The sequence below is a fragment of the Streptomyces lichenis genome (genome assembly GCF_023218175.1).
In the GTDB taxonomy this organism is placed as follows: domain Bacteria; phylum Actinomycetota; class Actinomycetes; order Streptomycetales; family Streptomycetaceae; genus Streptomyces; species Streptomyces lichenis.
In genome coordinates, this window is sequence record NZ_JALPTH010000019.1 from 147314 (window position 1) to 158543 (window position 11230).

At 74.0% G+C, this 11230-nt stretch carries 12 protein-coding genes; all 12 read left to right on the top strand.

The genetic code is table 11. The features are described from left to right. Position 1: 1 nt before the first annotated feature. The gene (locus tag M1O15_RS20075) at positions 2–808 is read left to right on the top strand and encodes an MlaE family ABC transporter permease (protein WP_248635382.1); all 807 of its coding nucleotides are present in this window, start codon (positions 2–4) and stop codon (positions 806–808) included. Continuing rightward, positions 805–2124 (top strand): MCE family protein, encoded by a 1320-nt coding sequence (locus M1O15_RS20080; RefSeq protein ID WP_248635384.1) that lies wholly within the window; start codon positions 805–807, stop codon positions 2122–2124. Before M1O15_RS20075 ends, M1O15_RS20080 begins: the two co-directional genes overlap by 4 nt. Continuing rightward, positions 2121–3152, top strand: coding sequence for an MCE family protein (locus M1O15_RS20085; protein WP_248635386.1), 1032 nt, complete (start codon positions 2121–2123; stop codon positions 3150–3152). Before M1O15_RS20080 ends, M1O15_RS20085 begins: the two co-directional genes overlap by 4 nt. Further along, positions 3149–4267: an MCE family protein gene (locus M1O15_RS20090; protein ID WP_248635388.1), complete on the top strand. Its 1119-nt coding sequence runs from the start codon at positions 3149–3151 to the stop codon at positions 4265–4267. Before M1O15_RS20085 ends, M1O15_RS20090 begins: the two co-directional genes overlap by 4 nt. After that, a complete protein-coding gene (locus tag M1O15_RS20095; RefSeq protein ID WP_248635389.1) occupies positions 4264–5391 on the top strand; it encodes an MCE family protein in 1128 nt (375 codons plus the stop codon). Before M1O15_RS20090 ends, M1O15_RS20095 begins: the two co-directional genes overlap by 4 nt. Further along, positions 5388–6575 carry an MCE family protein gene (locus M1O15_RS20100; RefSeq protein ID WP_248635390.1) on the top strand — a complete coding sequence of 396 codons (1188 nt, stop codon included), beginning with the start codon at positions 5388–5390 and terminating at the stop codon, positions 6573–6575. The genes M1O15_RS20095 and M1O15_RS20100 overlap by 4 nt, the downstream gene beginning before the upstream one ends. After that, positions 6572–7801 (top strand): MCE family protein, encoded by a 1230-nt coding sequence (locus M1O15_RS20105; RefSeq protein WP_248635392.1) that lies wholly within the window; start codon positions 6572–6574, stop codon positions 7799–7801. Before M1O15_RS20100 ends, M1O15_RS20105 begins: the two co-directional genes overlap by 4 nt. Beyond that, positions 7798–8298, top strand: a complete 501-nt coding sequence (locus M1O15_RS20110; RefSeq protein WP_248635394.1) for a hypothetical protein — start codon at positions 7798–7800, stop codon at positions 8296–8298. Before M1O15_RS20105 ends, M1O15_RS20110 begins: the two co-directional genes overlap by 4 nt. Further along, positions 8295–8861, top strand: a complete 567-nt coding sequence (locus M1O15_RS20115) for a hypothetical protein (protein WP_248635395.1) — start codon at positions 8295–8297, stop codon at positions 8859–8861. Before M1O15_RS20110 ends, M1O15_RS20115 begins: the two co-directional genes overlap by 4 nt. Positions 8862–8893: 32 nt before the next feature. Then, complete coding sequence (locus M1O15_RS20120) at positions 8894–9424, top strand: Rv1363c family protein (protein ID WP_248635421.1); 531 nt, start codon at positions 8894–8896, stop codon at positions 9422–9424. Between the two features lie 12 nt (positions 9425–9436). Beyond that, positions 9437–10207 carry a hypothetical protein gene (locus M1O15_RS20125; protein WP_248635397.1) on the top strand — a complete coding sequence of 257 codons (771 nt, stop codon included), beginning with the start codon at positions 9437–9439 and terminating at the stop codon, positions 10205–10207. After that, positions 10204–11230, top strand: a 1027-nt coding sequence (locus tag M1O15_RS20130; RefSeq protein ID WP_248635399.1) for a lytic transglycosylase domain-containing protein, incomplete at its 3' end; no start/stop codon positions are given. The genes M1O15_RS20125 and M1O15_RS20130, both read left to right, overlap by 4 nt.

Genomic DNA, 11230 nt, shown 5'->3' on the forward strand with positions numbered 1-11230 from the left:
CATGGCCTCCCCGCTCGGCTGGCTGGACCGCTCCGGCGACCAGCTCGTCTTCTACGCCAGGGCCCTGCTCTGGATCCCGCGCACCCTGCGCCGCTACCTCCGGGAGGTGCAGCGCCTCCTCGCCGAAGTCGCCTTCGGCAGCGGAGGGCTGGGCGTCATCGGCGGCACCATCGGCGTGATGATCGCCATGACCCTGTTCACCGGCACCGTGGTCGGACTCCAGGGGTACGCGGCACTCGACCAGATCGGCACCTCCGCCTTCACCGGCTTCGTCTCCGCCTACTTCAACACCCGGGAGATCGCCCCGCTGGTCGCCGGGCTCGCCCTCTCCGCCACCGTCGGCGCCGGCTTCACCGCCCAGCTCGGCGCCATGCGGATCAACGAGGAGGTCGACGCCCTCGAATCGATGGGCATCCGCTCCATGCCGTACCTGGTCACCACCCGGGTCATCGCCGGAGTGGTCGCCATCATCCCGCTCTACGCCATCGGGCTGCTCTCCTCCTATCTGGCCTCCCGGATGGTGACCGTGTTCTTCAACGGCCAGTCGGTGGGCACCTACGACCACTACTTCGGGCTGTTCCTCTCCCCGGACGACGTGCTGCTCTCCGTCCTCAAGGTGTTCGTCTTCAGCGTGATGGTGATCCTCGCCCACTGCTACTACGGCTACCGCGCCAAGGGCGGCCCGGCCGGAGTCGGCGTCGCCGTCGGCCGCTCGGTGCGCAACGCCATCGTGCTGATCAGCGTCACCGACTTCTTCCTCTCGCTCGCCATCTGGGGTGCGACCACGACCGTGAAGGTGGCCGGATGACCGCGACCGCCCCCCTCCCCACGACGCGCCCACCGGCGCCGCGGTCCCGGGCGGCCCGGGACCGGGGCCGGGTTGCCCGCCGCAGGCTGGCCGGGGTGGCCTTCCTGCTGGTGCCGATCGTCCTGGTCCGGCTCTCCGTCGCCGTGTACGGCAAGGAGTTCGCCGACGACGCCACGGTCACCGTGCTCACCTCCAGCGCCGGCAACGAGATGCGCCGCGGCGCCGAGGTCAAGCTGCGCGGGGTGGTCGTCGGCGAGGTCCGCGAGGTCCGCGCCGACGGCGGCGGCGCCCGGCTCACCCTCGCCCTCGACCCGGCCGAACTGGACCGGGTGCCCGCCGACGTCACCGCCCAGCTGCTGCCCACCACCCTCTTCGGCGAACGGTTCGTCGCCCTCGTACCGCCCACCGGCCGGCCCGCCACCGCCCGTCCGATCGCCGCCGGCGCCGTCATCCCGCCCGACCGCTCCAGCAACGCCGTCGAACTGGAACAGGTCCTCGACCAGGTGCTGCCGCTGCTCACCGCCGTCAAGCCGGAGAAGCTGTCCGCCACCCTCACCGCGATGTCCCAGGCGCTCGAAGGCCGCGGCGAACAGCTCGGCACCACCCTGGTCACCCTGGACGCCCATCTGAGGAAGCTGAACCCCCATCTCCCCGCGCTCAACCGGGACATCAGCCGACTCGTGGAGGTCAGCCGGGTCTACGGGGACGCCGCCCCCGGCATCCTGGACGCGCTCACCGACGCCACCACCACGACCGGCACCCTCGCCGAGAAGCGCCAGGCACTCGCCGGGCTGTACGGCACCACCACCGGCACCGCCCAGGACGTCACCGCCTTCCTGCGGCAGAACCGCGAGAACCTCATCCGGCTCTCCGCCGCCTCCCGCCCCACCCTGGAACTGCTCGCCGCCAACTCCGCCGCCTTCCCCTGCACCCTGCGCACCCTGGCCGGCTTCGTCCCCGCCATGGACCGGGCGCTCGGCAAGGGCACCGACCGGCCCGGACTCCAGGTGAACCTGCGCACCGTCCCCTCGCTGGGCGAGTACCGGCCCGGCACCGACCGGCCCGCCCCCTACGACCCGGCCGGCCCCGCGCACTGCTACGCCATCCCCTACACCGGCGAGGCGGCCCCCGCCGCGGCCGCCGGCACCGGAGCCACCCCGCCGAAACCGCTCGGGCTGCCCAACTCGCCCGAGGAGAACCGGCTCGTCAACGAGCTGATGGCCCCCGCCCTGCGCACCGCCCCGAACGAACTCCCCGACTGGTCCACCGTGCTGACCGGCCCCGTCTTCCGCGGCACGGAGGTGAGCCTGAAGTGAACCGCCGCCCCCTCGCCGGACCACTCGTCAAGTCCCTGGTCTTCGTGCTGGCCACCGTGCTCGCCACCGGCGTCCTCGCCTTCTCCATCGCCAACAAGGGCGTCGGCGACACCGTCGCCTACACCGCCCGTTTCACCGATGTCACCGGACTCACCGAAGGGGACGGGGTGCGCGTCGCCGGGGTCAAGGTCGGCCAGGTCGACTCCATACGGGTCGCCGACCGCCGGATCGCCGAGGTCCGCTTCACTGTGCAGAAGGGCCGCGCCCTGCCCGCCACCACCACCGCCTCGGTGAAGTACCTCAACATGGTCGGCCAGCGCTATATCGCCCTGGACCGCGGCCCCGGACCGGTCGGCCGCGCCCTGCCGCCCGGAGCGGTCATCCCCCTGGAGCGCACCACCCCCGCCCTCGACCTCACCCAGCTGTTCAACGGCTTCCAGCCGCTGTTCGAAGGGCTCAGTGCCAAGGAGGTCAACAGCCTGGCCGGCTCCATCGTCCAGGTCCTCCAGGGCGAGGGCGGCACCGTGGACGCCCTCCTGGAGCACGTGGGCTCGCTCACCACCACCGTCGCCGCCAAGGACCGGGTGATCGGCGAGGTCATCGGCAACCTCACCACCGTGCTGAAGACCGTCAACGACCGCGAGGAGGGCTTCGACCAACTCGTCACCACCCTCCAGCAGATGGTCAGCGGCTTCGCCGGCGACCGCGAGCCGCTCGGCGAGGCGGTCGCCGCCCTCGGCTCGCTCGCCGGCACCACCGCCGGGCTCCTGGAGGACGGCCGCGCCCCGCTGAAGGAGGACATCCACCAGCTCGGCCGGCTCTCCGGCCAACTCGCCGACGGCACCCCGCAGATCGAACGGTTCCTCACCAACACCCCGGCCAAGATGCAGGCCGTGGGACGGCTCGCCTCCTACGGCTCCTGGATCAACCTCTACCTCTGCGAGGCCAGGGTCTCCGGGGTCACCACCTCCGACGGCTCCACCCCGCCCACCGGCATCCCGCTCACCGAATCGAGGTGCCGCGCATGAGGACCCCCTGGTCGCGGGGGAGTGCCGCCACCGGCACCGCCTCCGCCGCTCCCCCCAAGGACGCCCCGGCACGCCCTGGCCGCCGGCGCCCCCGGCTCACCCGCACCCCGCTCAGCTCCCGCGACCCGGTCGCCGTGGGACTGGTCGGGCTGCTCCTGCTCGCCCTGATCGCCGCCCTCGTCTACAAGATCGACGCCTTCACCGGCGGCACCGAGTACACCGCCGACTTCACCGAGGCCGCCGGACTGGACGAGGGCGACGAGGTGCGGATCGCCGGCGTCAAGGTCGGCGAGGTCACCTCCATCTCCCTGGACGGCGCCAAGGTGAAGGTCGCCTTCGAGATCGCCGACCAGACCTGGATCGGGGACGCCACCACCGCCGCCATCGCCATCAGGACCCTGCTCGGCGAGAAGTACCTGGCCCTGGACCCCCTCGGGAGCTCGCCCCAGGACCCTACCCGGCGCATCCCCGCCACCCGCACCACCTCGCCCTTCGACGTCACCCAGGCCTTCACCGGCCTCGGCGAGACCATCGACGCCCTGGACACCGACCAGCTCGCCAAGAGCTTCGAGGCCATCTCCGCCACCTTCGCCGACTCCCCGCCCGACGTCCGCGCCGCCGCCACCGGGCTGTCCGCCCTCTCCCGCACCGTCTCCGCCCGGGACACCCAGCTCGCCGAACTCCTCGCCGGAAGCCGCAAACTGAGCAAGAGCCTCGCCGACAAGAAGAGCAGCTTCGAACTCCTCCTGGAGGACGGCTCCGCCCTGCTGGGCGAGCTCCAGGCCCGCCGCGACGCCATCCATCTGCTGCTCACCGGCGCCCGCGATCTCGGCACCCAACTGACCGGCCTGGTTGAGGACAACAACCGCCGACTCGGCCCCACCCTCGCCTCGCTCAGCCGGGTGACCGGTGTGCTCGCCCGCAACCGCGACAGCCTGGACCGCACCCTGGCCCTCGCCGGACCGTACTACCGGCTGGTCGGCAACACCCTCGGCAACGGCCGCTGGCTGGACACCTATGTCTGCGGACTGGTGCCCCGCAGCTATCTGCCCGCCGGCACACCCCCCGCCACCGGCTGTATGCCGCCCACCCCGAAGGGAGGCGGTGCCCGGTGAACCCCCGACGCCTCACCGGAATCGGCGCCGGACTCGTGCTCGTCGCCGTGGCCGCCGCTTCCGGGATCAGCGCCCTGGACCGCTCCGAGTCCCCCCGTGTCACCGCCCTGTTCGACCGCGCCACCGGCGTCTACGAGGGCAACGACCTGCGCGTCCTCGGCGTCAAGGTCGGCACCGTGGACGCCGTGCGCCCCCGGGGCACCAAGGTCGAGGTGGTCCTCCGTCTCGACGAGGACGCCCCCGTCCCGGCCGGTGCCCGGGCCGTGATCGTCGCCCCCAGCCTGGTCGCCGACCGCTACGTCCAGCTCAGCCCCGCCTACACCGGCGGCCCCCGGCTCGCCGACGGCGCCGTGCTGCCCGCCGACCGCAACGCCGCTCCGCTCGACGTGGACGAGCTCTACGCCTCGGTCACCGAACTGAGCCAGGCCCTCGGCCCGGACGGCGCCAACGCCGACGGTGCCCTCGCCGGTCTCCTGGACACCGGAGCGGCCAACCTCAAGGGCAACGGCAAGGCGATCGGCGACTCCATCGAGGAGTTCGGCAAGGCCGCCCGCACCCTGGACGACAGCAGCGGCGACCTGTTCGCCACCCTCGCCCACCTCCAGACCTTCACCACCATGCTGAAGGAGAAGGACACCACCGTCCGCGACGCCGAACGCCGGCTCGCCTCCGTCACCGGCTTCCTCGCCGACGACAAGGAGAACCTGGCCGCCGCCCTCCGCGAACTCGGCGGCGCCCTCGCCCAGGTGAAGACCTTCATCGAGGACCACCGCGGGGCGCTCAAGAAGAACGTGGACCAACTGCTCCCGGTCACCCAGGCCCTGGCCGACCAGCGCGCCTCACTCGCCGAGCTCCTGGACACCGCCCCGCTCGCCGCGGGCAACGCGCTCGCCGCCTACGACCCGGTCCACCGCACCCTCAACGGACGCGCCAATATCAACGAACTCAGCCCCGCCGCCCCCGACTCCACCGCCCCCGCCGGGCTCGTCCCGGTCCAGGACCCCGCCCGCCGTGCCGCCCTCCCCGCCCTCCCGCTCCCCGCCGTCGGCCCCCTCTACGGCACGCCGGAGCAGGCCCCGGCCGCCAAGAGTGCGAGGAAGACCGCGAAGGGAGCCACCCGATGAGCCCCCGACCGCGCCCCGCAACAGCCTCCCGTCGTAGCCGCCGCACCCGCCGTCCCCCCGCCCTGCTCACCCTTCTCCTCACCGCCGCCCTCGCCGGCTGCTCCGCCCCCGGCATCGAACTCACCGGAATCGAGCAACTGCCGCTGCCCGGCGGTGCCGACCTGGGCGACCACCCCTACGAGGTCACCGCCGAGTTCGCCGATGTCCTCAGCCTCGTCCCGCAGTCGGCGGTCAAGGTCAACGACGTCGCCGTCGGCCGGGTCACCCGGATCACCCTCGACCCCGACGACTGGTCTGCCACCGTCACCATGAAGGTCAACGGCGAGGTACGCCTCCCCGCCAACGCCTACGCCCGGCTGGAGCAGTCCAGCCTGCTCGGCGAGAAGTACGTGCAGCTCACCGCGCCCGCCAAGGCCCGCGGCAGTCTCGGCGACGGCGCCCGCATCCCGGCCGGCCGCACCGACCGCAACCCCGAGGTCGAGGAGGTCTTCGGCGCCCTCTCCCTGGTGCTCAACGGCGGCGGCATCCAGCAGCTGCGCACCATCGCCGGTGAGCTCGGCACCGCGCTGGGCGGCAACGAGACCGAGATCCGCTCACTCCTGACCCGTATCAACACCCTGGTCGCCGGACTCGACGGCAACAAGGAGGACATCACCGCCGCCCTGGACGGAGTGAACCGGCTGAGCGCCACCCTCGCCACCCGCCGCCAGGACGTGGGCACCGCCCTCACCCGCCTCAGCCCCGGCCTGAAGGTCCTGGAGGAGCAGCGCGGCTCCCTGCTCACCATGCTCCGTGCGCTGGACACCCTCTCCACGGTCGCCGTGGACACCGTGGACCGCGCCAAGGAGGACATGATCGCCGACCTCAAGGCCCTGGGCCCCAGCCTCAAGGCGCTCGCCGACTCCGGGAAGGCGCTGCCCGACTCGCTCCAGGTGCTGCTGACCTATCCGTTCACCGACGAGGTGCTGCGCGGCGTCAAGGGCGACTACCTCAATGTCTACCTCGATGTCACCGCCGTCCCCGGCACTCAGATCGTGCCCGCCCTCACCCCGGGCGACGAGCCCCCGGGCCCCCAGCCGCCCGCCTCTCAGCCGCCCACCGGGGAACCCCCCACCGGCCGGGGCCTTCCGCTCCCGCTCCCCTCCACCTCCACCGGCACCCCGAACGGAGGGGCGCGTCGATGATCACCACCGCCATCCGGCTGAAGAACCTCGCCTTCCTGGTCGTGGGCGTCCTGGTCCTCGGCTATCTGGGGGTCCGCTACGCCGGACTCGGCCATCTCGTCGGGATCCGCGACCACTACACCGTGCGCGTGCAACTGGCCTCCACCGGAGGCCTGTTCACCCACTCCAACATCACCTACCGCGGAGTGTCCGTCGGCCGGGTCGGCCCGATCAGACTCACCGAGGACGGTGTGGAGGCCGAGCTGCGCATCAAGGACTCGGCCCCCGCCATCCCCGCCGAGCTGGAGGCGGTGGTCGCCAACCTCTCCGCCGCCGGCGAGCAGTACATCGACCTCCGCCCCACCCGGGACGGCGGCCCCTACCTCACCGACGGCTCCGTCATCGCCCGCGCGGACACCCGGCTGCCCGCCCCGGTCACCACGGTCCTCGGCAGCGTCACCGACCTGGCCGCCTCCGTGGACACCGAGTCGCTGCGGACCGTCGTGGACGAACTGGGCACCGCGCTGGCCGGCCGGGGCGACGACCTCCAAGTGCTGCTGGACAACGGCGACTCCTTCGTCCGCGCCGCCGACGAGGCGCTGCCCACCACCACCCGGCTGATCGACGACGCCCAGACCGTGTTGCGCACCCAGGCCGAGGAGGGCGAGGCCCTCACCGACTTCGCCTCCGGCGCCCGGGAGCTGGCCGCCCGCCTCAAGGACTCCGACACCGATCTGCGTACCCTCATCGCCACCGCCCCGCAGGCCGCCGGGCAGGTCAGCGGGCTGCTACGGGATCTCGACCCGGCCCTCGGAGTGGTGCTGGCCAATCTGCTCACCACCTCCGATGTGGCGGTGACCCGCCAGCGCGGTATCGAGGAACTGCTGGTCAAGCTCCCCGCGTTGGCCGCCGCCGGATCGACCGCGATCACCCCCTCCGGGGCCAACCTCGGGATGTCCGTGGCCTTCTTCGAACCGCTGCCCTGTACGGCGGGCTACGGCTCCACCCGCTACCGCAACGGGCTGGACCTCTCCGATCCGCCCGCGCTCAACACCCGGGCCCGCTGCACCGCCGACCCCTCCACCGGGGTGAACGTCCGCGGCTCCGCCCAGGCCCCCGGCGGCGGCCCGGTCCCACCCGCCGCCCGCCCCGGCCCGGCAGCGACCGCCTCCACCGGCACGGCGGCACCCCGGGACATGGGCGATCTGCTGGGCCTCGGCGGACCGGACACGGGGGAGGCCCGATGACCGGCCGCGGACTTCCGGCGACCCGCTGGTGGTGGACGGCCGTGGCCGTGGCGGTGCTGCTCTGCGCGGCGGCCGGCTGGGCGTACGCGCACACCGCGGGCGCCCCGGACCGGCGGTACGTGCAGGCGCGGGACACCGCCCTGGACACCGGCACCCGGCAGGTGGCCCGGCTCAGCAGCGTCGATCCGCGCCGGGCCGCCGAGGCACGGACCGACTGGCTGGCGGCCTCCACCGGCGCCCTCCACGACGAACTGGAGCAGGCGAAGCCGCCGTCGAGCACCGACCCGGCCGCCCGCGCCACGGTCACCGGGGCCGCGCTCACCGCGCTGGACGAACGGGCCGGCACCGCCGAGCTGATCGCCACGGTGGAGGTGGAGACCACCCCGCGAGGGGGCAGGGCCGCCACCGACCGCAGACGCCTGGAGGCCGGCCTCACCCGTACCGCCGACGGCTGGAAGGTCAGCGCCCTCACCGCCGTACCGGTGGCCGGCTCATGACCGCCCCCACCGCCCCCACCACGACCGCCCCGGCCGTCCCGGCGGTCAGCGAGCCCCCGGCCGGCCGCCCCTGGCAGCGCCGGATCGCCGCGGCACTCACCCTGCTGCTGCTCGCCACCGCGGGCGTGCTGCTGTTCCTCACCACCCGCCTCGCCGACGATCCCGCCCTGGGCAACCGGGCCCTGACCGACACCGAGGCCACCGCACGGGTCGCCGGCGAGGTGGGGGGCGGGCTCGCCGAGGCCTTCTCCTACGGGCCCGACGCCACCGAGCGGGCCCGGACGGCCGCCCGGCGCCTGCTCGCCGGAAAGGCGGCCAAGCAGTACGAGGAGCTGTTCGGCCAGGTCGAGCGGCGCGCCGCCGAGCAGCGGCTCACCCTCACCACCCATGTGGTGCGCACCGGGGTCGTCCGGCTCACCGCCGACCGCGCGGAACTGCTGGTCTTCCTCGACCAGGTGGCCCAGCGCGCCGGGAAACCCGCCACCTCCGCCGCCGCCCAGCTCGCGGTCACCGCCGAACTGGCCGACGGCCGCTGGCGCATCACCACCATCCAAGCCCGATGACCCACCCATCACCCACCGGGGGTGTCCGCACGATGGCCCGTACGACGACACGCAACCCGCTGCTGACGGCCGCGGCGGTGCTCGCCCTGCTCGCGGCGGGCGGCGCCGGCTGGGGCGGCTGGTCCTGGTACGCCGCGGCGCATGACGAGTCGGCCGCCTACGCGGCCACCCGCGACGAGGTGCTGGCCGCGGGGGAGCAGGCCGTGCAGAACATGAACACGCTCGACCACCGGGATCTGCGCCGCGGCCTGGAGACCTGGCGCGGCTCGGCCACCGGCGACCTGCTGGCCCAGCTCACCGCCGGGCGCACCGAGTTCGAGCGGCAGATCGAGCAGGCCAAGACGGTGACCAGGGCCAAGGTGCTGTCCGGGGCGGTGACCGAGCTGGACACCAGGGCCGGCCGGGCCAGCGTGATGGTCGCCCTGCGGGTGACGGTGACCCCGCCCAAGGGCGCGCCGACCGAGAAGGAGAGCCGGATGCTCGGCGAACTGACCCGTACCCCCGAGGGCTGGAAGCTGAGCGCCCTCGGCCAGGCCCCGGTCGGCAGCGCCGCCACCGGCTGAGAGGACGAGACCATGTCGACCACCCGCCACCTGGTCAACCGGCGCCGCCGTCTGATCACCACCACCCCGCCCCGTACCGCCGCCCCCGCCACCATCCGCAAGCCGGCCCCGGAGCCCGCCGCGTCGTCCCCGGACCCGGCCGAGGCATCACCCGACCCGGCCGAAGCGTCTCCGGACGCGGCCGAGGCGTCCCCCACTCCCCACTCCCGCCTCCACGGCCTCCGGGGCCGCCGCCTCCCGCTCGCCCTCGCCGCCGCCACCGTCCTGCTCGGTGCCTTCGGGGCCTGGGCCGCCAGTGAGGCCGCGGCCCTGCGCGAGGCACCCGCCCTGCGCAACACGGCCCTCACCGACATCGGCCGGACCAGCGAGGTCACCGGCCAGATCGGCAAGGCGGTGAGCGCACTCTTCTCCTACGACCACGCCGCCCCCGCCGCCGCCGACCGGGCGGTCCGCGACCACCTCACCGGCAAGGCGGTCGAGCAGCACCGCGCCATGCTGGCCCCGGTCCGCGCCCAGGGGCCCGGGCAGAAGCTCGTGCTGACCACCACCGTCACCCACACCGGGGTCGAGCTGATCGACGGGGACCGGGCCCGGGTGCTGGTCTACGCCGACCAGCGCAACACCCGCACCGCGGCGGCCGAGAAGGGCACCAAGGGAGCCAAGGACAAGACGGCGGCGGGCGGGGACACCACCTACGGTGCCGCGATGCTGGCCGTGGAGGCGGTACGCAAGGACGGCGTCTGGCGGATCAGCGCCATCGACACCCTGGGAGCCGGCTCATGAGCAGCAACCGCGACAGCGAACTCCGCGTCCCCGGCCGCCGGATGCGGCGCGGACTGACCGGGACGGCCGCCGCTGTCACCGCGATGGCCGCGCTCACCGCCTCCCAGGCCCCGGGCTTACCCGCTCTCACCGCACCCACCGCGCTCGCTGCGGCGGCGACTACTCCCCGCCCCGCGCCCGCCGACCAGCCCAACGACGACGTCTACCACACCGAACTCCCGCCCCTGGCGGCCCCCGCCCCTCTCCGCCTGGTACCCCAGGTCCGCCCCGGACCGATCCCATCCCCCCTCAAGCCCACCACCCTGCCCGCCGTGTTCGCCGGTTCCGGCGCGGCGGCCTCCGCCGCCTCCGGCGTGCCCGCCACCGTGCTCCTCGCCTACCGCCGCGCCGAGGCCGCGCTGCGCCGCAGCGACCCCGGCTGCCGGCTGCCCTGGCAACTGCTCGCGGCCATCGGCAAGGTGGAGTCGGGGCAGGCGTCCGGCGGCCGGGTGGACGCCCAGGGCACCACCCTCACCCCGATTCTCGGCCCGGCGCTCAACGGCGTGGGCTTCGCCCGGATCACCGACACCGACGACGGCGCCTACGACGGTGACCCGGTGTTCGACCGGGCGGTGGGGCCGATGCAGTTCATACCGTCCACCTGGGCGGGCTGGGGCGCGGACGGCAACGGCGACGGCCGCCGCGACCCGAAAAACATCCATGACGCCGCCCTCGCCGCCGGACGCTACCTCTGCGCCGGCGATCGCGACCTCTCCACCTCGGGCGGCCTCTCCGCGGCGATCCTCAGCTACAACCGCTCGGACGCCTATCTGCGTACGGTGCTCTCCTGGCTCTCGTTCTACCGCAGCGGGGTGCACTCCGTGCCGGACGGTACGGGCGTGCTGCCCACCGGCCCCGGCCCGGGCGGACGCCTCCCCGCCCAGCGCCCCGGCGCCTCCCCCGACCGCCCCGGCGACCGCCCCGGTGATCGCCCGGACGACCGTCCCGGAGGCCGCCCCGGCGGCGGAATCGTGGTCGGCCCCC

Bases quoted from the DNA above. Each gene is read 5' to 3' on its own strand.
- M1O15_RS20100 (WP_248635390.1), top strand. From the start codon at position 5,388: ATGAGCCCCCGACCGCGCCCCGCAACAGCCTCCCGTCGTAGCCGCCGC.
- M1O15_RS20080 (WP_248635384.1), top strand. From the start codon at position 805: ATGACCGCGACCGCCCCCCTCCCCACGACGCGCCCACCGGCGCCGCGG.
- M1O15_RS20110 (WP_248635394.1), top strand. From the start codon at position 7,798: ATGACCGGCCGCGGACTTCCGGCGACCCGCTGGTGGTGGACGGCCGTG.
- M1O15_RS20075 (WP_248635382.1), top strand. From the start codon at position 2: ATGGCCTCCCCGCTCGGCTGGCTGGACCGCTCCGGCGACCAGCTCGTC.
- M1O15_RS20105 (WP_248635392.1), top strand. From the start codon at position 6,572: ATGATCACCACCGCCATCCGGCTGAAGAACCTCGCCTTCCTGGTCGTG.
- M1O15_RS20125 (WP_248635397.1), top strand. From the start codon at position 9,437: ATGTCGACCACCCGCCACCTGGTCAACCGGCGCCGCCGTCTGATCACC.
- M1O15_RS20115 (WP_248635395.1), top strand. From the start codon at position 8,295: ATGACCGCCCCCACCGCCCCCACCACGACCGCCCCGGCCGTCCCGGCG.
- M1O15_RS20120 (WP_248635421.1), top strand. From the start codon at position 8,894: ATGGCCCGTACGACGACACGCAACCCGCTGCTGACGGCCGCGGCGGTG.
- M1O15_RS20090 (WP_248635388.1), top strand. From the start codon at position 3,149: ATGAGGACCCCCTGGTCGCGGGGGAGTGCCGCCACCGGCACCGCCTCC.